This window comes from Sphingobium sp. FG58, assembly GCF_057809055.1.
Window position 1 is genome coordinate 97247 of the sequence record NZ_JBMDJF010000009.1, and the last position, 18414, is coordinate 115660.

At 60.6% G+C, this 18414-nt stretch carries 25 protein-coding genes; 1 reads left to right on the top strand and 24 read right to left on the bottom strand.

The features are described from left to right. Nucleotides 1–24: 24 nt before the first annotated feature. The 23 genes from ACODR8_RS12840 to ACODR8_RS12950 form a co-directional block, all read right to left on the bottom strand. Complete coding sequence (locus tag ACODR8_RS12840; protein ID WP_489007602.1) at nt 25–303, bottom strand: hypothetical protein; 279 nt, start codon at nt 301–303, stop codon at nt 25–27. A 3-nt stretch (nt 304–306) separates the two neighbouring features. After that, nucleotides 307–1233, bottom strand: a complete 927-nt coding sequence (locus tag ACODR8_RS12845; RefSeq protein ID WP_489007603.1) for a DUF2184 domain-containing protein — start codon at nt 1231–1233, stop codon at nt 307–309. Nucleotides 1234–1247: 14 nt separating this feature from the next. Continuing rightward, nucleotides 1248–1721, bottom strand: a complete 474-nt coding sequence (locus ACODR8_RS12850; RefSeq protein WP_489007604.1) for a structural cement protein Gp24 — start codon at nt 1719–1721, stop codon at nt 1248–1250. Nucleotides 1722–1733: 12 nt separating this feature from the next. Next, entirely contained in the window at nt 1734–2900 is a 1167-nt protein-coding gene (locus ACODR8_RS12855; protein ID WP_489007605.1) for a DUF2213 domain-containing protein, read from the bottom strand. Beyond that, entirely contained in the window at nt 2872–3552 is a 681-nt protein-coding gene (locus ACODR8_RS12860; protein ID WP_489007606.1) for a hypothetical protein, read from the bottom strand. The genes ACODR8_RS12855 and ACODR8_RS12860 overlap by 29 nt, the downstream gene beginning before the upstream one ends. 280 nt (nt 3553–3832) lie before the next feature. After that, nucleotides 3833–4633 (bottom strand): phage minor head protein, encoded by an 801-nt coding sequence (locus ACODR8_RS12865; RefSeq protein WP_489007607.1) that lies wholly within the window; start codon nt 4631–4633, stop codon nt 3833–3835. Nucleotides 4634–4790: 157 nt separating this feature from the next. After that, nucleotides 4791–6656, bottom strand: a complete 1866-nt coding sequence (locus ACODR8_RS12870) for a phage portal protein (protein ID WP_489007608.1) — start codon at nt 6654–6656, stop codon at nt 4791–4793. Nucleotides 6657–6698: 42 nt separating this feature from the next. Beyond that, a complete protein-coding gene (locus tag ACODR8_RS12875; RefSeq protein ID WP_489007609.1) occupies nt 6699–8075 on the bottom strand; it encodes a phage terminase large subunit in 1377 nt (458 codons plus the stop codon). A 1-nt stretch (nt 8076) separates the two neighbouring features. After that, nucleotides 8077–8439, bottom strand: coding sequence for a DUF4031 domain-containing protein (locus tag ACODR8_RS12880; protein WP_489007610.1), 363 nt, complete (start codon nt 8437–8439; stop codon nt 8077–8079). Next, on the bottom strand, nt 8436–8930 hold the full coding sequence (locus ACODR8_RS12885; protein WP_489007611.1) for a terminase small subunit: 495 nt from the start codon (nt 8928–8930) through the stop codon (nt 8436–8438). Before ACODR8_RS12885 ends, ACODR8_RS12880 begins: the two co-directional genes overlap by 4 nt. Next, nucleotides 8927–9205, bottom strand: coding sequence for a hypothetical protein (locus tag ACODR8_RS12890; RefSeq protein WP_489007612.1), 279 nt, complete (start codon nt 9203–9205; stop codon nt 8927–8929). The genes ACODR8_RS12885 and ACODR8_RS12890 overlap by 4 nt, the downstream gene beginning before the upstream one ends. A 438-nt stretch (nt 9206–9643) precedes the next feature. Beyond that, nucleotides 9644–10837 (bottom strand): virulence-associated E family protein, encoded by a 1194-nt coding sequence (locus ACODR8_RS12895; protein ID WP_489007613.1) that lies wholly within the window; start codon nt 10835–10837, stop codon nt 9644–9646. Continuing rightward, nucleotides 10834–11604, bottom strand: a complete 771-nt coding sequence (locus ACODR8_RS12900; protein ID WP_489007614.1) for a hypothetical protein — start codon at nt 11602–11604, stop codon at nt 10834–10836. The genes ACODR8_RS12895 and ACODR8_RS12900 overlap by 4 nt, the downstream gene beginning before the upstream one ends. Beyond that, nucleotides 11601–11921, bottom strand: a complete 321-nt coding sequence (locus tag ACODR8_RS12905; protein ID WP_489007615.1) for a VRR-NUC domain-containing protein — start codon at nt 11919–11921, stop codon at nt 11601–11603. The genes ACODR8_RS12900 and ACODR8_RS12905 overlap by 4 nt, the downstream gene beginning before the upstream one ends. Further along, nucleotides 11918–13033, bottom strand: a complete 1116-nt coding sequence (locus ACODR8_RS12910) for an ATP-dependent DNA helicase (RefSeq protein ID WP_489007616.1) — start codon at nt 13031–13033, stop codon at nt 11918–11920. Before ACODR8_RS12910 ends, ACODR8_RS12905 begins: the two co-directional genes overlap by 4 nt. After that, nucleotides 13030–14445, bottom strand: coding sequence for a DEAD/DEAH box helicase (locus tag ACODR8_RS12915; protein WP_489007617.1), 1416 nt, complete (start codon nt 14443–14445; stop codon nt 13030–13032). The genes ACODR8_RS12910 and ACODR8_RS12915 overlap by 4 nt, the downstream gene beginning before the upstream one ends. After that, nucleotides 14442–14615: a hypothetical protein gene (locus ACODR8_RS12920; protein WP_489007618.1), complete on the bottom strand. Its 174-nt coding sequence runs from the start codon at nt 14613–14615 to the stop codon at nt 14442–14444. Before ACODR8_RS12920 ends, ACODR8_RS12915 begins: the two co-directional genes overlap by 4 nt. Then, on the bottom strand, nt 14612–14839 hold the full coding sequence (locus ACODR8_RS12925; protein WP_489007619.1) for a hypothetical protein: 228 nt from the start codon (nt 14837–14839) through the stop codon (nt 14612–14614). The genes ACODR8_RS12920 and ACODR8_RS12925 overlap by 4 nt, the downstream gene beginning before the upstream one ends. Continuing rightward, nucleotides 14836–15222, bottom strand: coding sequence for a hypothetical protein (locus ACODR8_RS12930; protein WP_489007620.1), 387 nt, complete (start codon nt 15220–15222; stop codon nt 14836–14838). The genes ACODR8_RS12925 and ACODR8_RS12930 overlap by 4 nt, the downstream gene beginning before the upstream one ends. A gap of 65 nt (nt 15223–15287) precedes the next feature. Next, nucleotides 15288–15503 carry a hypothetical protein gene (locus ACODR8_RS12935; protein ID WP_489007621.1) on the bottom strand — a complete coding sequence of 72 codons (216 nt, stop codon included), beginning with the start codon at nt 15501–15503 and terminating at the stop codon, nt 15288–15290. Continuing rightward, nucleotides 15504–16793: a DNA cytosine methyltransferase gene (locus ACODR8_RS12940; protein WP_489007622.1), complete on the bottom strand. Its 1290-nt coding sequence runs from the start codon at nt 16791–16793 to the stop codon at nt 15504–15506. An 83-nt stretch (nt 16794–16876) separates the two neighbouring features. Continuing rightward, nucleotides 16877–17287, bottom strand: a complete 411-nt coding sequence (locus tag ACODR8_RS12945) for a hypothetical protein (protein ID WP_489007623.1) — start codon at nt 17285–17287, stop codon at nt 16877–16879. Next, nucleotides 17284–17499 (bottom strand): helix-turn-helix transcriptional regulator, encoded by a 216-nt coding sequence (locus ACODR8_RS12950; protein WP_489007624.1) that lies wholly within the window; start codon nt 17497–17499, stop codon nt 17284–17286. The genes ACODR8_RS12945 and ACODR8_RS12950 overlap by 4 nt, the downstream gene beginning before the upstream one ends. A gap of 92 nt (nt 17500–17591) precedes the next feature. Here ACODR8_RS12950 and ACODR8_RS12955 point away from each other — a divergent pair, with 92 nt between their 5' ends. Then, nucleotides 17592–18212 (top strand): LexA family protein, encoded by a 621-nt coding sequence (locus ACODR8_RS12955; RefSeq protein WP_489007625.1) that lies wholly within the window; start codon nt 17592–17594, stop codon nt 18210–18212. Here the strand turns inward: ACODR8_RS12955 and ACODR8_RS12960 are convergent. Then, nucleotides 18194–18382, bottom strand: a complete 189-nt coding sequence (locus tag ACODR8_RS12960; RefSeq protein WP_489007626.1) for a hypothetical protein — start codon at nt 18380–18382, stop codon at nt 18194–18196. The genes ACODR8_RS12955 and ACODR8_RS12960 overlap by 19 nt on opposite strands. Between the last annotated feature and the right edge of the window lie 32 nt (nt 18383–18414).

An 18414-nucleotide genomic window follows, 5' to 3' on the forward strand; every position in this document is an offset into this window, starting at 1 on the left:
GCCCGTTCTCCCCCGGAGAGGCTGTTACTTCTTTGGCGCAGTCAGGCTCTCGACCTGTTTAGCCAAGGTGTCGCGCTCACCGGTCAGGCTCTCGACCTGTTTGGTGAGGTCGGCCACCGAGGCCTTGAGCGCGTCGAGTTCGGCGGCGTCATCCTCGGTCACGGGCGGCTTGCCCAGGTCGGGGAGGTCGCCAACGACCGACTTTGCATCAAGTTCGATCGTCTGGCCCGGCTCAATCCAGACCGTGCCTGCATCGGTGTTGATGCCGCGCAGGCCGGGCGCATAGTTGGTGAATTTCTTCATGGCTCAGATCCCATCCCGGTAGCTGACCGCCTTGGGGTGGTAGATTTCGAGCTGGCCGACATTCATGATGCCATCGACCCGATAGGCCAGCGACGAAATCGGATGCGGGGGCATGAAGGTCGGCGAACCGGGCAGGAAGAATTCCAGCACACCGGGGTTGCGGGCATAGGCGACAATGCGCCGCGTGGACGATGCGCCGGCAGTTTCCAATTCGCGGCTCGGCATGATGTTGAGCGGCTGCTTGGTGATCGCCGTATAGGCGTTGTTCGCCATCAGATATTGCAGAACGGTCATGGCCGTGCCGGTGATCTGCTTGCGGTTCGCGACCAGAAAGGCCGAAGTCGGCAGGAGGACCGTATCCGCCAGTTCGGTTTCCTTGGTGTTGGTGTAGACATCGACCAGCGCGGCGTCCACGTCGCCCACCATCTGGTCAGGTGTTGCGGTGGCCCAAGTTCCGGTTGGCGCCGATGCGGTAGGGACGGTGGCGAAGTTGGTCAGCCCCTTGAAGTTCTTCTCGGTCGAGCCAGCCATGGCGCGGTCATAGGCGAATTTCTCCATGACCTTGCGCGCGTCGGATGCGCCCTTGGTCGGCAGGTCAATGCCCATCTTCGCGGCGCGGTTGACTTCCTGCAAGGTCACTTCAAACCCGGCACCGGCCAGATAGAAGTTGCTGGTCCCCTGCGCCTGCTGATGGCTCACATTCGGGATGTCGAACGCCTTGGCCGACAGATATTCCGCCTTGCCGATCGGGCCGGTCATGGACGTGACGATGGTGCCGACATCCCACATATCGCCATCTTCATTGACGGGGATGTAGGTGGCGTAATCGAACGCGGGGTATTTCTCCTCCATGACGGTGGAGTAAGTGCGATACAGGGCGGGACGGGCAAAGCCGATAGCGCTCTGGGCGTCGGTGAAATTCTGGGTCATTTACTCGATCCCCCTTAGCGCTTGACGATGCGGCAGATGCCGTCCGTCACGGTTTCGTCTGCGATCCATCCGGTCGCGATGTGAGTGGCGTCGGCTGCCGTCGAGCCGATAAGGTCTGCGGCACCGCCACCTGTCCCAACCGTGATGGCAGCGCCATCGGCGACCGTTCCCTTGACCGGGACATAGATCGCGCCGCTGGTGAGGATGCCCGCCGTCGAATATTGCGGGTAGGTGTCAACCGCGCCGGAAACGGTCACGGGGACAATGCCGACGTCCGCGATCGCCCAGCCCAGGAACGTCGCCAGCGTGCCAACGGTCGTGGTGCAGCCATGATCGTCGGACCCGCGATAAAGCGGCGCACCGAATGCAGCGCCGCCAGACGGCTCAACGGTGCGGCTGATCCGGTGGGACGTTTCGCCATTGGCGATCATGCCCGCATAGCCCTTGACGTAGCTTTCGGAATAGGTGCTCTGAATGGTGATGGCCATGATGGCGGCTCCTTACGCTGCGACCGAGGTGGCGGGGGTTTTCCAGGCGTTCCGGCGCGCTTCACTGGCCTTGCGCTGGGTGTCGGCGAAAGCAGCTTCGGCGCAGGCTGAGTCATGCGTCACAGCGGGCGAACCGAGCGGATGCACCACCTGATCAACCTTCGCATCCTTGGTCAGCGCCTCGAACGCGATGGCGATATGGTCGGCGGTGTAATCCTTCGCCTTCTCGCCCATCGCCTTATCGACAACCGCCTTCATGATGGCGTTTTCGTCCATCGCGTCGGTGACGGTCACGCCCATCGCCTTGGCCTTGCCTTCGATGACGGCGAACTGCTTGCCCGCGTCGCGAAGCTGCTGGAGTGTCGGCTTGGCAGCTGCCAGGTCGGCGGTCAGCTTGGTGATCTCCGCGTCCTTGGCGACGATCGTGGCGGCGTCGGCCACCGCTTTCGCTTCCAGTCCGGTGACTTTGCCGGTCGCAGCGTCACGCGCGGCGATCAGGGTGGTGATGGTCTTTTCAGCAATTTCGGCGTTAGCCACATCGACGGAATACCCGTCAACCGTCATGATTTTAGGCACGGGCTTCTCCTGTGTGAGGGAATCGAGGATGTTGGAGGGGAGGGCATCGCAGACGGCAAACCCGTCCTTGATCGCGCATTCGGAACCAGCGCGGCCCCGATCGACAAGGGCGACATGGTTGCCGACGATGGAGGTTTGGCGGGCCTGGCACTTGGTGCCATCGGCTGCGGTGAAGTCGCCGAATTCGAGTTCGGCGCTATAGCCGTTGGACAATTCGCGCTTGCCAGCATCCACCTTGCGGATCGCCTCGGCGTCGGTCAGCAGCAGATCGAAGGCGAGATAACCACCCTCCTCCCACTTTGCGCCCATGACCGTCCCGCGCGCGTGGTCGCGCCAGTTGTCGGCGGTTACGGCGCTTGCAGGATGATCGTCGGTGATCGGCTTGCCGATGAAGCTATGGACAGCCTTCGGGTCAAAGACGGTGCTTTGGTCGCGCAGAACATGGACAATCGCGGTATCGCGCAGCCCGTGCTTATTCTGCGGGTCAACTTCCGCGCCAGCATACTGGTAGACGCCGGTGCGCGCGGCCTTGGCACGAACGGCAAGGAAGCCGCCATTTACGCGGCGCGGTGCATCAAGTGTGAGTTGGTCTGCGAACAGCATGGCCCGCACGATAGGCGGGGCGAGGGGGTGGGTTTATAACCCTCAGAAGTTGCGTGGGTGGGCCTTCTTCCACCGTGCGGCCTTGCTTAAGGTGATACCTGATATGGCTGCCCTCAATGTTAGTTGCGTCAGACACTTCGCAAAGAAGCATCTGCTTCCCCCCGTAGACCACATGGCGATTGTTGTTCTTTGAACGGGCGCCCTGAGTCTTGTCGCGTGGGAGCCGCATGGCAACGTCGGCCTGCATGCCTCGCGCCATCCGCCCGCTGAGCGCTGACCTTGTTAGTCCAGACCGGCGCGACGCCTCCGAAAGGTTGATGCGCTCGCGACCGATCAGCAGCTTGCGGGCCACTCGGGTATTATCAGCCTGCTCAAGAGGCGTAGCCCAGCGACAATTTGCAGGCTCGTAATTGCGATCTACTTCAATCCGGTCCAGCGTCATGCCATCAGGCCGTGGCCCCATGTCAGCATAGAATGCTTCGAAGCTGCCTATCCATCGGTCACAGACACTTATGCCGCGCCCGCCATAATTTGGATAGGATATGTCCTGCTCGCGATAGCACCGGTTTTTCATCGACTGCCAAGAGACATATTCCGGCGTTCCGGTCATGCCATGGGTTTTAAGCCGCTTCGATGCCTTCTCAGCGGCCATGCATCCGCAACTGAACGTCTGGCCAGACACAAGTTTTGGGGGTTGGACGGATCGGAGGGTGCCGCAATCGCATCTGCATAAGGCGCGTCTATACTCGCGATGACGCCACTTGTGCGGCTCTGCTTCACCGATGAATGTAAGACGCCCAAAATGGATGACGCCGCCTAAAATATCAATTATTGGCTTTCTAGCCATGGCGCAGATTCCTTGCGTTCGTGGTCAGGGTCGGGCGCTGTTGACGCAGCGTTTCCGGCCCGTTTTGTATAGCATATCTGAAAGATCAATCGAAGCGGATAATAGCACGAGAGCGACACCCGCAATAGGGAAGTTGGCCGGGTTGCTCAGGTGGTGGGTTCGCGTCACTGAACTCCTTCCCATCGCGAGCAATATGCTCCGCTCGGCCATGCTTCTTCCTGCTCCAAACCCATTTATATTCATCGATGCCCGCTTCACGCCGCCGTTCTTCGGCCAGCGATGACGTGATTTTGGTGAGCTGATCGCTCGCAATCCGCACAGCCCGCGCGCGCCCCATATCCGCCGCCTCGCGGATCGACTTCGCCACCTCACGCGCTGGCGTCCGGTTGCGCAAGCCATCGAATACGGCATTGCTGATCCGCTGTTGAGCCTGCGCCGACACGTCCTTGATTAGCGCGGCATTCCACTCGATCGCCGTCTCGATCGGCGCACGCATGTCACCCGCGCCAAGCATCGTTTGCAAGTCAACGCCAGTTGCGCTCAAAACCGCGCCACGCCACTTGCCACGCTGCCATTGCTCGACACGCAGCACCCAATCCCGCAAACCCGGCGAAAGCAACAGCACAAGCCGGTCAATCGCAGAAGCCGCGCCGTCGATTTCCGCGCGCACGTCCGCCGGGCTGTCCTGGGTGATCTCGGATAGGCTGCGGGCATATGCGACTTCGATGCGGGGTAGCGCGTCGGTCCATGCGGTGATGACGGGGAGATAGCAGGCGCGGAATAGGTCAGTCGCGAGCGTTGACGGCGGGACTATATCGCGCAGGACTATTGAGGATCGCCGGATGTTGCGTTGGCGGCGGGCTAGGGTGGCCAGGTCGTAGCGCATTAGCGCTGCCTATCGAGTATTTTCATCCTAAACTTCGCGCTCGATTCCCATTCGGCCTCAAAGCCGGGAGGGCACCCGTTCGAGTGGAGGCGAGCAAACTTCTCACGTCGCTCGCGCTCGGTCCGGTCGATATATGCCTGCTCCGAAACAGAGCGGGTCACGGCCTGATCTCTTCGAAAATCTCCGGTCCCAACACTATCTTGCCGGTGTAGGGCTCAACCTTGGCCAGATCGACATCGCCACCCACCTGAATGGATATGTGAGGCTGATATTCCGGCCAGTCGAACGAAGCGCCCTTGTCGCGCATTTCCTGATTGCGGCTGATCAGCTCATAGGCGGTGAACAGCAGCGCCTTGTATTTTCCATCGGGGCCAAGCGCTTCGACCAGACGTGGCCCTCCCTCCTCAATCTCCAGCTTACCGCGCCAGGATTCGCCCATGGCCATCCAGTCAACCGGAGTCCGGCTATAGGTGATCGTGACATGCAGGTCCGGCGCGATGTCGGTAAAGCCCTGCGATTCGGCCCATTTCACAATATCGGCGCGGTTGATGACGTCGCGACGGACATAGAGCGGCTTGGCTGCCCAATCCTCCATCATCCATGCGTCATTCGCAGCACGGCGGGCGGGACGCTCCAAAGCCCCGCCGCCGCCGGCTAGACGTTCAGGATCACCTCCCCCCACAGCTTGAATCGCAGATGGATCATCATCGCCTCCATCGTTATCCGGCGACAGGCCGAATCTCTCCGCTTCCGGGATTTTCGCCAAAGCCTGCTCAAGGCCAGGCATAACCTCGCGCTCGACAAGCAAGTTCTGGAACGATTCGGCGAAAGCCTGTTCAGGGATAGCGCCGGTGTTCTGGACCTTCTCCACCGCCTCCATCATCACCTTGAACGTGTCCGCCTGCTCCTTCTCGGTCGGCACGGACAGCGGCGCGAACGCCCATGTTACCTTGGTCGCATCGACGCCCGCCGATCGCAACAGGAACGGATCAAGCTGCGCAAGGCATGGCCGGGTTTCCAGCTTCTGCGATTTGGTGACGGCCTTGACCCAATTGAGATCGTCATAGGCACCGGTCGCGTTCATGCCCGCTGGAGATCGGCCCATCAGGCGCGTGAACGGGATATCCGCTACGGCCGCAACGCGCTGGTCAAAGGCGTCCATCATCGCCGGGATGCCGGTCCAGTTGATCTGATAGTCGTCGATCTTCTCGCCCTGCACATCGGCGCTGGCGGAGGATCGATAGACGGTCGCGTTCAGGCTGTTCTCGCCAGTCGCGATCAGGGCGACACGGGCGTTGAGCTGTTCCGGGTCAAGGTCGATCAAGTCAGGGATGCCAATGCGCAGCAGCTTGGCCTTGCGCACCAGTGAGGCAAACCAAGCCTGCGTCTCATCCGACCGCGCAACCTCGTTATAGACCCGCAGCAGCCGTGAATCGCCCCAAAACGCTTCCTGTGGCGATACGGCGTGGCCAGCGGGAAGGCGTGGGCCGCGAAAGCAGATGACCCGGCTTGGATGGATGGCCTTTTGCTGCCCCTCGCCGCCGCTCATATCCCACATCTGCGGCTCGCCATAACGCGGCGATGCGAGGTCGGTGATCCAGTCCTTGCCGGTGATCTGCCAGCGCGACACGACATTGAGCGCGACGATGCCGCCTTTTGCGACCATCGCTGGCGTTAACGGGCTGGCATGGTCGCCGGCGGTGATGATGATGATCGCGCCGCCGCCTATGCCGCGCAGGGTTTCCGCTTCCTGCACCTTGGCGACGAGGTTCAGGCGCTCCTCCTCCGCCTCGATCGCTGCGATATGGTCCGCATCTGCCTGCCAGTCGCGCCATTCGCTCACCCGATCCTCTGCCGGAATGGCGATGACCTTCCGCATCATGCCCGACGACATGTAGGCCGCAATCGCAAGCTGGTGCGTGAAGATGCCGCCCAGACCAGAGGCGGATTCGCCGCGGTTGAACGGGTTCAGGCGCGATGCAAGATCGATCGCGCCTCTGAGACTGTCGGTGATCCACGCCATGGGTGCGAGGGTAGGGCGGGGATGGGTGGTGGTTTATAACCCTCAGGCCAGGAGGGCGGCGGTGGAGTGGGTCGGCTTGCCCAACATCAGTTCGGTAAGCGCCCATACCAGCGCATCGGCCCGGTCAGGCGAGTTTTCGCCCACATACCCCCCAGCGGTCATGTTGCACATCTGATCCTCCAGATCGGGGAAATTGTCGCAATGACTGACCTTGCCCTGCTCATACAGGGCGGAGATAGGCTCAGCCCGAACCACCTTGCCCCGCGTCGCGTTCACGTCCTTGTAGGCCGCCTTTTTGTCCGCCGTTGATACCGTGAAGCGCACCATATCGCCGCCGAAATTCTTTTCACCGACGATCCGATCAGCCTCCCACCGGTGATACATGTCCACCGCGCGCCGGCCCCATCCTTCCGGCGAAAGCTGGCACGTCGCGTCCTGTAGCACATAGGCCCGGCCATCAACGCCCAAGGCCGCGACCACGATGCCGATGTCATCGCCGCCGCCGTCGCCCTTGGTGCCGGATGGATCGACCGCGACCACGATGCGACGCAACCCGATATCCGCGCCATTGTAGCGCACCACCGGCTTTTCCTTGACCCATGCCAGCGAGGCGCGGAAGCGATCTATGCCGGGGATGACCGACCCGTCATCGCCCTTTCGATCCTCCAGCGCCCAGAGCGCGCCGTTGACCTCGCTAGCCCATTCGCCTTCCTTGAACCGCAGGCGCTTGGCAGCCGACATGCCGTCCAGCACCTCGAAATACTCTTCCGGCAGATTGTCCCGATTGTCATCGGGGTTGATCTTCATCTCAACGTAATTGTCGGGATCGCTCAACGCCTCCTTGGTGCCGGGCTTCATCTTCGAGCGGAACAACACGAACGACCAATGCAGTTTGCTTGGCGGGTTGCAGTCGAAATAGGCTTTGAGCGATAGATATTCGCGGCCTGTCGCCTGTGCTATCACTGGATCGAGCGGGCATTTCTGCGCCAGACGGGACATCGCCGTTTCGATGCTGCCCCACGGGATTTGGCTGCTTTCGTTGAAATACAGGGTCGCATATTCGGCACCAAGGATCTTCTCGACACGCTCCTTGTCGTCCAGGCCAGCAATCCAGATTTGCGACCCGTTGGGCAGCTCAATGTAGAAATCCGTCTTGTCAGGTCGATACCGCAGGGTCGGGAAGCATAGTTTCAGCACCTTTGGCAGCGTATCCGCCCATATGCTGGTTTTTGCGTGATTGAACCGGAAGCGGAAGATCGCATGTCGCGATGCTGGCGCGTTGATCGCGCGCTGGACGATGGCACGGCAGAGCAGGAATGTTTTGCCAGAACGCGACCCGCCGCGCAGCATGATATTGCGGGCCGGGGAGGCTAAGAGGCGGTTGGCTTCGCGCTGGCGTGGGGTTAGGCGGGCGGTCACTTCACGCGGCGCGCATCGCTCGGCACTTTTCGACATTGTCCAGCATACGACGCCCACGCTCAGCACGCGCGGGGGTTTCGGACGCAGCGTCAAGTCGGGCGGTATGCTCGACTGGTCCGTAACGGTCGGTTAGAATGGCCCCTGCCGCGATCGCCAGCGCCTTCTTGCTCAGCGCGATGTCGAAGTGAACCCATGACGCATTGCGGTGCTTCCCGAAGGAAAGTGTCGGGTGTCCTTGTATCCACTTGCGCTGCACGCCAATCGTATCAACCATGGCGAGCAGTTCCTCGACGGTATCGGCCCACAAGTGGCACATCACCATGTTCCCGAACCGGTGCCGAACATCATCGACATAGACTGTCACAGCCCTGCATCCTCTTCCGTCACGTTGAGCGTCATCGCGCCGCTATGCTCGATCTTTTCCTTGAAGGCCTGCACATCGATATGCTTGCCGATCAGTTCGAGGCGCTTGATCCTGTCGCTGATCTTGATCTTCGTCACATGGCCAGCGCCTTCGCCGAGCGTCTCGACGTCGATGCCAGCGACCAAACCCTGCCGCCAAATCAAGGGCCATTCCTTCACGGGCCTCACACGGCCATCCTCAGCGTATAAATCGTTCAGGTCGGCCACAACCTCATCGGCAAGGCGTTTCAGCAGCCACGCGGCGTCTATGCCCGTCTGCTGCGACCGTTTGGCCTTGGCATCAACTATCGCATCGGCAATTTCAGGTTTGCTAAGGTTCTCATGCCCGATCGAATGGGCCGTATCCGCGCTATACCCCGCCCGTATCGCCGCCTGAGTCGCGTTCAGGTCGATCAGATATTCCTCGACAAAGCGCTGCTGTTTCGGGGTCATATCTCTACCTTCCGCTTGCTCACCAAAGTCTGCCCCATCACATACCGCCGCTTGCGATTGCCCGGCGCACCGTTCGGCCATTTCGTGGCCTTGAGATAATCCCGCCTGGCATCGTGCAATTCCTGATATCCTTCTTCATCGACCCAGCGACGCAGCGCGCGGTAGTTGGTCCGGTAATGCTCCCGCAGTTCATCGCCGAAGCCCATGCGGATGTAACTATCCCGGAAGTCGTTGGGCTTTGGTCGGTAGCCTACCGTGTCGCCCGCTACTGGCATCTCACCCCACCTCCCAAAAATCCCGCACCCCAAGCTGAGCGTCAGTCATGTCTCAAAACCTCGAAATAGTGCTTTGCCCAATCAGGTCGGATGCTCAGACGGACAGCCTCACGGGATGCGTCGACGCGCAACGGCCGAGTCTTGAGCAGGAACACGATGTAGTCGGTGAGGGAGCTCATGACGGCTGCCTGACTACAGGTGACCACACCTGACCACATTGATTTCCATATAGGCTATATTTACAACCACTCCCTCTTTTATAAAAAGTGGTGTAGTCACCGTAGTCTTTAATAGAAGTTACTGATTTCATTGTCATTTTTTGACCTACAGGGGTGTAGTTTTGGCGTGTAGTCGCACTCGGTTCGTCGTGTAGTCTGCCAAAAACGCGCATTTTCATGCGACGAAGTGATGTAGTCAGGGGGTGGGTGGCCACACGCATCATTCTGGCCAAAACCATTCGCGGACGCTCACCCGTTTTCCGGCTTCATCCCGCCTTTTCCGTGGCTGATTTTTCCAGCCTAATGAAACCAGAACATCAGCCAATCTGGTCTTCATGAAGCCGTCGACGCGATCGATCGGAACCTTGAGAAGATCGGTGAGAATGCCCACGCTGGTATAGCGATAGCTGGGGATAAGCTTCTCGTGGAGGAAGTCAGCCCACGGGTCGATTGCCAGACGATCCGCCTGCTCATCCCCGGCCTGCTGCACCTGGGCATCATCGAGCCACCATTGCTCGCCATTACGGTAGCGTTCGACTGCCTCGGCCCAAAGCTGGTCCCGCTTTCTTACAAGCCGCGGCATATCGATCTTTGTGCAGCGGACAGGCCAGAAGCGCCGGTTGCCGGTGGGATCGGTCAGATAGCCGCTGTCATGCTTTGGGTTCACAGATGCCGCCAGAACGCACTGGCGAGGCACTTCAACCGGGTTTCGACCATAGGACAGGCGGGCGCGGTCGACCTGCATGGAGATGACCGCTTTGACCAACTCGACGTCCGCGCGGCGGATTGCGGACAATTCGGCAAATTCCACCACCCACTTGCCGGTGATCTGCTCCATGAACCGCTTGTGGTCGCGCAGTTCGTTGACCATCTCAGTAAAATATGGTCGACCAAAAAGCGCGGCGAGGGCGGTCGACTTGCCCAAATTCTGCGGGCCTTCAAGGACAAGCATATTGTCCATTTTACAGCCCGGCTCATAGACGCGGGCAACAGCGCCGATCATCCACTTAACGCCGACTGTGCGCTCGTAATCTGTGTCGGGGGTGCCGAAAAGGATATGCAGGAACCGGTCAAGGCGGGGTGTCCGGTCCCATTTCAAGCCATCTAGATAGTCGCGAACCGGATGGTATCCATTGTCCTCCGCGAGGCGTTGGACCGCGATCGGGATGTCTTGCTTGGCGGGCTGATAATTCGCCTGCTCCACGATCATCTGAATGTCGACATAGTCGGTATCGCTGACCGGCTGCCCGCGCCATTCGACCACGCCAGTCATCATGTTGAGGCGGATCGCTTTGCCAAGGCCCGGCAAGTTGCGCAGATGAACCATCAGGTTCGTCATGTTTTTCTTTGGGCCGCGGTCGCCCATCTGGAGATTATGCCTCCAGGCGTTCAGATCGATGACATTGCTCATCATGCCGCCCTCGCAATCTGCATCGGGCTTTCGACGCGGGTAATCCGGGCCTGACGGAAAATCGCCTTTTTCAGTGCGGCTGCGTCGACGCCATTGCGTGCGGTGATTGCGTCGACGTCCGGCCAGCGGATCTTGCCAATATCACCGATCGCCAACGCGGACGGAGGGTAGCCACCCCACGCCGGTCCGATATTCGCCTCACGCCTGGCAAGATCGCAGCGATAGAACCATTCCACGATATGGGTTGCGATCTCGCGCGCCCATGCCTTTGCGTCCGCCATAACAGCGAATCGGCCATAGGATGCAGACGGAATGAGAATGTTGCCATCGCTGCTGTAGGTGGTCGCCGCGCCTGTGGTTGTGTTGATCAAGATAATTTCCTCAGGCTCGGCAAATTTTGGCCCCATCGGGCAGGGGAGCGGCAAGGGGACAGCCAGCGCCCATCCATCGTCACGCTTCATCGGGGCAAAGCAGGCCATCGCGATCGCCATATGCGGATCATTGGCGTCCAGATTGAGCGCGCGGGCTTTCCACTGGGTCGCGCCAGCCGGGTTGCGCTTCTGACTGCGGACAGCCTTGCGCCAGTCCTTCGCGATGCCATCGGGGGCCATGACTTCGAGCGTGTCGATCATGTCGCGCTGGAAATCAGCGGCTTCCTTCAGGTTGCCAAGGTCGACATAGGAGCCGACTATCTCGCGCGAAAAGGCCGCGGTAAAATCGCGGAACGGCTGCCCAGGATCGTCCAGGTTGATGACGTCGCGCTGTCTCACACCAAGCCCTCCGACTTGAGGGTATCGAAAACTTGGTCGACGGAGCGCGCTTCGATGAATATGCCGCCAGCCTTGGCGACAGCATCACGGAATCGGCGCTGTGGTGTCGACAGGCTACCCTTTCCGGTCTTGCATTCGATCCCGACGAACCGGCCTTTGATGCAGGCGAGAATATCGCTTGAGCCGGTGAGACCAGCCTTGAACGGTCGACCGTTGCGGTCATAGGCAAGGCCAACCGTATCGTTTGACCAGCACAGACCCAACGGGCTGAGTTCCAAAAGGATATTGCGGACAAGATCGGTGTGGGCGGCGTTCATACGATCACCGTCACTTTCTCGGCGGCGCGCGTCACGGCGGTGTATAGCCAGTTGGCACGGCTATCGCGGAACGCGCCACTTTCGTCGAAGATGATCACGTCTTGCCACTGGCTACCCTGCGATTTGTGGCATGTTATCGCCCACCCGAATGTGAACTCGTCATACTGCTTGCGCTCGCGCCAATCGAGTTTGTGTTCGGAACCGTTGAAGAACTCCTCAGGCACATCGACTGTCAGCGGATCGCGGTCTTCGTCCAGCGACGCGACCTCAATGCTGAAACAGCGGAACTTGTCGCCCACGATCTTAGCATCCCACATCGACCCATTGAACAGGCTGCGGTCGCGCTTGTTCTTCAGGCAGATGAGGCGATCACCAACTGAAGGGTGCCAATGTTCAGCCTCGCCAGCCAAGCCCTTCAAAGCCCGAATGCGGCGATTATAGGCGGTGCGTGTGCGATTGAGGCCGCAGATTAACTGATCGGAATCTAGAACTGCTTGTCGCAGCCCATCTTGCCCAAAACTGGCGCAACGGATAACACGGCTTGAACCATATTCTCCCGGCTCCAATCGCCCGCCTTCGCGAATTTGCATACTCATCTGAATGATCGGATTATCGCGTGCCTGCCGGTGAACCTCAGTAAGCATCACGTCGGGCGCGGCATTGATGAAAAAGCCTTCATCCTTCACCGGTGGAAGCTGAGCAGGGTCGCCAAGCACAAGGATGCGCTTGCCGAAGCTGAGAAGGTCGCGCGCCAATTCAGCGCCAACCATCGACACTTCGTCTATGATCAGCAGCTTCGCGTCGGCGAGGTCGCTATCGCGGTTGATGTTGAACGACGCTTCGCCGGTGCGTTCGTTGACCTCGACCTTGTAGATCAGCGAGTGAATCGTGGACGCGCCTTCGCAGCCCTTGGACCGCAGAACCAGTGACGCTTTGCCGGTGAAGGTGGCGAACAACACAGTGCCTTTGACTGACGCCGCCATCTCTTTTGCGAGCGTGGTCTTTCCGGTTCCGGCATAGCCGAACAGCCGAAACACCTGTTTGCCCTTAGGGTCAGCCATCCATGCTTTGACATCCGCGATAGCGCGGTCCTGCTGCGGCGACCACGTCATCCGTATTGCCTCCCATAGGCCGGCTGATACCTGGCGCGCGCCGACTGGCGGGCCGCATGGAATTTGCTGGCCCAGACGGTCGGGTTCTTATACCCGCGCTGTTTGCCCAGCTGGATCAGGTCGTCCAGCGATTGCGCTCGCCGTTCCTCTTGCTTGCGGGCAGCACGCAGGACTGCGGGGTCGACCTCTTCCAGCACGCCGTCGACATGCTCGATCTCACGCCCCTTCGCCTCCGCCGTGTGACCGCACGCAGGGCAGGCAGGCGCAGGGCGGTAGACATGGAAGCACTCCATGCAGGTCTTGATCGCAACGCTGGCGCTTTCACCCTTCCTGCGCTTCTCGCGATCGGCCAGCGTCCATTCCCGATCGTCATCGGGCAGGCCATGAATGAGGCTGTTGCCTGCATGATCCAGGATGATTGCCTCCGTCTTGCCGGGCGAAGGGCGAAGGGCGCGGCCGACCTGTTGCAGGTGCAGTGAAAGGCTTTTTGTCGGGCGCAGCAGAATGACGGCCTCGATCGCCGGAACGTCGAAGCCCTCTCCGAACAATTCGCAATTTGTCAGGACCAGAGTTTCGCCGGCGATGAAGCGCTGGATCGCCCCGTCGCGGCTCCCAATATCCATCGTGCCGTCGACATGCTCGGCGCGGATTCCGTTGGCATTAAACTGCGCTGCGATATGTTGACTGTGCTCGACATTGACCGCGAAGGCGACCGCGCGCTTTCCCCGGCACAGTTTGGAATAGTGCTGCACCGCGTCGCCGGTGATGGAGGGCTTGTCCATCGTCGCCGCGAGATCGTCACGCTTGTAATCGCCAGCCTGCATTTTGATCGCGCTGGTGTCGACCTGGGTAGGGGCGAATAGCCGGTAGCGCGAAAGGCTGCCCTCTTCGATCAATTCGGCGACCGAAGGCCCGTTGATCATGTCCTGAAACCATGCGCCCAAACCCTTGCCATCCAGACGCCATGGTGTGGCGGTCAGGCCAATGATTTTGGCATTGGGGAAGGCGTCAAAAATCTTCTGCCATTGAGCCGCGCCAAGATGATGGCACTCGTCAAAGATGATCAGATCGGGCGGGGTAAGATCCTCAAGCCGACGCGCGACAGTTTGGATGCTGCCAATCTGCACCCGCTTATGAGGATCGGTTGAATTGCCGCCTGCGATGACGCCATGCTGTATGCCCATCGCGGAAAAGGTCTTTGACGTCTGGCCAATCAGTTCGCGACGATGCGCAAGCCACCAGCAGATATTGCCCTTGGCGCTCGACCCGGCGATCATCTGTGATCCGGATATAGTCTTGCCGCCGCCCGTGGGGAGCTGGAGCAAGACCGCCCGCTTGCGTTCGCGGAACGCCTGCCGCGCGCCGTCGAGTAATGCCGTCTGGTATGGGCGCAGGGTGAGAACATCACTCATCGCGCCTGCCACCCCATCTGCTGCTTAAGCCGGTTGAAGCGCCCGATCGCGGAACCCTTGGTCAGGCCCAGACGCTTGCCGCTGTTCTCGATGGACAGTCCGCTGGCGATACCTTCCATCAACTGGTCGTCGCGGTCGGAGGTCCAGTGCTTGTAATTGTTGGCGGTCATTGTGCCTGCCACCCCATTTTCTTGCGCATCCGGGTAAACCGCACCTCGGCAGCGGGCAGCGCCATGCCGCAGATCGTGGCGGCTTCACGGACGCTGCCAGTCTCCGCCAGTGCGTCGTCAAAAGCGTCGGCCAATTCCTGCTGCTTGGGAGAGAGCCGCTTTGCCCGCCTCGCCTTCCGCCCGGCCTCGTCCAGCGCTGATTGCGTGGTGGGGGCGGGTGTCATGATGCCACCTTCCCAGCAGCGCCAGTAACAGCCGCCGCAGCCAACTCGATCGCAGGCCGTTCCGTGTGGTCGATAGCCACGCCAGACGGGCTATTGGGATGCCGCGCCTTCGCCCATTTGAGCGTCATTTCCAGCGCCGCGATCACCGCGTCATCAAGATCAGTTTCGTCCGGCTCAGCGTCGGCCAGCACCTTGCCACCGGGGTCCAGCATTAGATTGATGAGGTGCGCCGGGATGACTGCGGCCAGCTTAAGCAGAGCAGAGACCGGCATAGCGGTGCCAGCAGCGTAGGAACGCAACGTCCCATGTGGGATACCGCTGTCCAGCCCGATGATTTTCAGGCTCAGCCCATGGTCACGGTCGGCCAGGCGAAACATCGCCATCTGGCCAGCTTCGACAGCCTGCGCGATTTCGCAACTGCGAGATGAGATTTCACGATGCGGCATGGCTAGATATGCTTTCCATGATCGAGAGAAACATCCTCACCCACCCCAACCCCGCGAGAAGCGCTGCCAGAGCCGGGGCGGATGGGGGTGTTGGGGGTGAGGCTGGCGGCGTCGATCTCAGCGACAGTGCGATGGCCGGCGTAAGGAAACCCGCCAACCGCAGCGCGAGGCCGCTCAAATTCCTGCCCAAGCCGCTGGAGTGTTGCCATGTCGCTCATTCAGGCTGCCTCTGCCGCAAGCTGGAGCGCATCGACGCGGGCCATTCGCTCGCCGATCCAGCGCATCACCGGGACAGCCATGGAATTTCCGAGCATCTTGTAGCGCGGACCATCGGCCATCATGCGGTTGCGATATGGAACCAGCGTGAAGTCGTCGGGGAAGCCCTGGAGGCGTTCGCACTCGCGCGGGGTCAGGCGGCGGACGGCGGAGCGCGCAAGCGTGTGGGGGATAGCGTTCGGGCAAAGGCCGCGATCGTCACCCATGCCACCCGCCTGAACAGACATCGCGGTTTCGTCGGCAGTGCCATTCCGCAGATCGAAAGCGACAGCCTGAACCTTATTGCGCGCCTCCAGCGTATATCCGACATCGGCCTGAAAGCCCTTCCCCTGCGGTCCAGCGTCGAGGTTTTCGGAGACGGCGCGCTCTTGGATCGCGTAGGCGGTCGGAACCGCGAGCAGGTTTTGGCATTCATCGCCGGACGGCCCGCCGGACGGCCCGCCGGACCCCTTGGCCCACTTGGACGACACCGTTGCGCTTATCAGCATCGTGTCGGCAGTTTCCTGCCCCATGCCTGGCTGGCGATCGCCGCCAGTGCGGTTTCCGCCAGCGGGAAGAGTGCCAGCAACGTCCGCGATGTGCTGGATCAGCCCTCCATCACAGTCGAAGTCGGTGCCAAGGCCACCGCCTCCAGTGCTGCGGCTAGGGATGGTGGGAGCGTTTTGCCCCTTTTCTCTGCGCGGCGCAGGATGCCCCGACAGGCCGTGGCGCTCAAAAAGAACCGCAGCGGCACGTCGCCAGTCTCCAAGATATCCGACAACGAAGACGCGACGGCGCCGCTGCGGAACTCCGAAGTGCTGAGCGTCGAGAATGCGGTAGGCGAACCCATACCCGAGTTCTGCCAGCCCTCCGAGGATGGCTCCAAAGTCCCGTCCTCCGCCAGACGACAGGACGCCGGGGACGTTCTCCCATACCAGCCATCGGGGCCGTGCGCGATCAGCAAGGCGGAGATATTCGAGCGCCAGGTTGCCACGCTCATCATCCAGTCCGCCTCTAAGGCCGGCGATGCTGAACGATTGGCAGGGGGTGCCTCCGACAAGAAGGTCAACTGGTCCATATTCGGTCCCTTGGATCTGGGTGAAGTCTCCGACCAGCGGGACATCGGGATAATGGTGGGCCAGCACAGCACGGGGCGCGACATCGATTTCGGCATAGCAAAGCGCCTGCCATCCGAGCGGCTTCCATGCGGCTGTGGGTGCGGAAATGTCGCTGCATACGTCGATGTAGCGCACCTACCGCCCCTCCATCCACCGCCCGACCAGACAGCCGAACGGGAGTTGCAGAGCGAGGATGAGGAGGGCGATTTGGGGGAGGGTCATACCAGCACCATCGCGGCAGCAGCGCGCGTGATCAGTGGGGCGGGGCTATGACGCAGGCAATTCCGAACGCCGCACCGAGGGCAGGCGAAATTGAACACCCGCACCGGCTCAAGCTCTGGCGCGCGCTCGACATAGGCCGCTACTTCCTTGCCCGGATATTCGGGCAACGTGCTGCCGATGCCGACAATGTGATAGACGCGGCTTGGACCATTGCCGGACAATTCGACCGCACCAGACTTGCGCAACCGGCGCATCGCGTGATCGGACTGCGCCTTGGTGCATCCCATCATGGCAGCCATATTGCGCGCGCTTGGCAAAACCTTGCCGACATGATTGGTCATGATCGCCAGCATCGTGCGGTCGCGGGCCGCCAATTGGTCGGGGGAGGATGGCGCGGACTTGCTCATACCGCCGCACTTCCGGTTTCGCGGGCGCGGGCGGGGAGAGCGGCTGCGCGACCTTCGATAGCCTCCAGCGCCAGCACAAAGCGGCGGTCAGGGATGGCGGCTTTCTCATTGCGCGAGATCGTCGCTTGAGTGAGGCCAAGCATATCGGCAAGCTGCGCCTGAGACAGGCCAAGAGCCTTCCGACGCTGCGAGAGGGGGGTGTGCTGTTCCATGTCCCGTATATATACGCATGCGGATAAATAGCACAAGTGATTTATCCGCTCGCGAGTTAGGAAAACATGCGCTCGCGTATTACGCGGGCGACATGGAAAAGCCCCTCTCAGTTCGGATTCGCCAGATCAGGCAATCGCTCGGTGAAACGCAGGGCGACTTTGCCAAAAGGTTCGGCGTCAAGCAGGCGTCGGTGTCGAGATGGGAAAGCGGTGCGATGCCCGATCCTCCAGCGCTCGCCCAACTCGCCGACATGGTTGGCGAAACTGTCATGGGCTTTTTGGCGGGCAGTGACGTTTCAGCAGTGCATCCCGTCCCTGCGACCAACATCCCGATCCTTGGCGATGTCCCGGCAGGCAGTTGGCGTGAGGCCGTCCGCACCACGCGCAACTATATGCCATCGCCTGACCCAAGCGTTCCTACGGAAGCTTATGCCTTAAAGGTCGTGGGTGATTCCATGAACAAGATTGCGCGGGAGGGGGCCACCATCATCATCGACCCCACTGAGCGCGACCTATACGAACGCTGGCTTTATGTGGTCCGAAACGGGGATGGCGAAGTCACGTTCAAGCAATACCTGGAAAAGCCTGCGCGTCTTGTGCCATGCTCAACCAACCCGGAACACCAGCCCATCCCGGTTGCTGATCGGGACTATGAGATTTTAGGCCGCGTCATCTGGATTGCCATGCGACCGGATCAAGCCGCCCTAGCCTGATTATAGACGATCGCGCTGCGGATTGATCCCGGCACGATGATGAAGAACCTCCCGTGTTCATCGCGTGTGCCGAGATCGCGCGCGATGAGGTCGTTCCGCGCCTTCTTCATCTCTGAACGCCACGGGCCGACCGGGTTCTCAAAACACATTGCTTGGTAGACCAGTCGCATCAAAGCACCCCCGAATCGGTTTGCTGATTAGG

Coding starts and splice junctions, on each gene's coding strand:
- ACODR8_RS12895 (WP_489007613.1), bottom strand. CDS start 10,837: ATGATGAGCAATGTCATCGATCTGAACGCCTGGAGGCATAATCTCCAG.
- ACODR8_RS12915 (WP_489007617.1), bottom strand. CDS start 14,445: ATGAGTGATGTTCTCACCCTGCGCCCATACCAGACGGCATTACTCGAC.
- ACODR8_RS12870 (WP_489007608.1), bottom strand. CDS start 6,656: ATGGCGTGGATCACCGACAGTCTCAGAGGCGCGATCGATCTTGCATCG.
- ACODR8_RS12935 (WP_489007621.1), bottom strand. CDS start 15,503: ATGAGCGACATGGCAACACTCCAGCGGCTTGGGCAGGAATTTGAGCGG.
- ACODR8_RS12885 (WP_489007611.1), bottom strand. CDS start 8,930: ATGACCCCGAAACAGCAGCGCTTTGTCGAGGAATATCTGATCGACCTG.
- ACODR8_RS12950 (WP_489007624.1), bottom strand. CDS start 17,499: ATGGAACAGCACACCCCCCTCTCGCAGCGTCGGAAGGCTCTTGGCCTG.
- ACODR8_RS12925 (WP_489007619.1), bottom strand. CDS start 14,839: ATGACACCCGCCCCCACCACGCAATCAGCGCTGGACGAGGCCGGGCGG.
- ACODR8_RS12890 (WP_489007612.1), bottom strand. CDS start 9,205: ATGCCAGTAGCGGGCGACACGGTAGGCTACCGACCAAAGCCCAACGAC.
- ACODR8_RS12910 (WP_489007616.1), bottom strand. CDS start 13,033: ATGACGTGGTCGCCGCAGCAGGACCGCGCTATCGCGGATGTCAAAGCA.
- ACODR8_RS12955 (WP_489007625.1), top strand. CDS start 17,592: ATGGAAAAGCCCCTCTCAGTTCGGATTCGCCAGATCAGGCAATCGCTC.
- ACODR8_RS12945 (WP_489007623.1), bottom strand. CDS start 17,287: ATGAGCAAGTCCGCGCCATCCTCCCCCGACCAATTGGCGGCCCGCGAC.
- ACODR8_RS12960 (WP_489007626.1), bottom strand. CDS start 18,382: ATGCGACTGGTCTACCAAGCAATGTGTTTTGAGAACCCGGTCGGCCCG.
- ACODR8_RS12905 (WP_489007615.1), bottom strand. CDS start 11,921: ATGAACGCCGCCCACACCGATCTTGTCCGCAATATCCTTTTGGAACTC.
- ACODR8_RS12920 (WP_489007618.1), bottom strand. CDS start 14,615: ATGACCGCCAACAATTACAAGCACTGGACCTCCGACCGCGACGACCAG.
- ACODR8_RS12855 (WP_489007605.1), bottom strand. CDS start 2,900: ATGCTGTTCGCAGACCAACTCACACTTGATGCACCGCGCCGCGTAAAT.
- ACODR8_RS12865 (WP_489007607.1), bottom strand. CDS start 4,633: ATGCGCTACGACCTGGCCACCCTAGCCCGCCGCCAACGCAACATCCGG.
- ACODR8_RS12840 (WP_489007602.1), bottom strand. CDS start 303: ATGAAGAAATTCACCAACTATGCGCCCGGCCTGCGCGGCATCAACACC.
- ACODR8_RS12860 (WP_489007606.1), bottom strand. CDS start 3,552: ATGGCCGCTGAGAAGGCATCGAAGCGGCTTAAAACCCATGGCATGACC.
- ACODR8_RS12930 (WP_489007620.1), bottom strand. CDS start 15,222: ATGGCGATGTTTCGCCTGGCCGACCGTGACCATGGGCTGAGCCTGAAA.
- ACODR8_RS12845 (WP_489007603.1), bottom strand. CDS start 1,233: ATGACCCAGAATTTCACCGACGCCCAGAGCGCTATCGGCTTTGCCCGT.
- ACODR8_RS12850 (WP_489007604.1), bottom strand. CDS start 1,721: ATGGCCATCACCATTCAGAGCACCTATTCCGAAAGCTACGTCAAGGGC.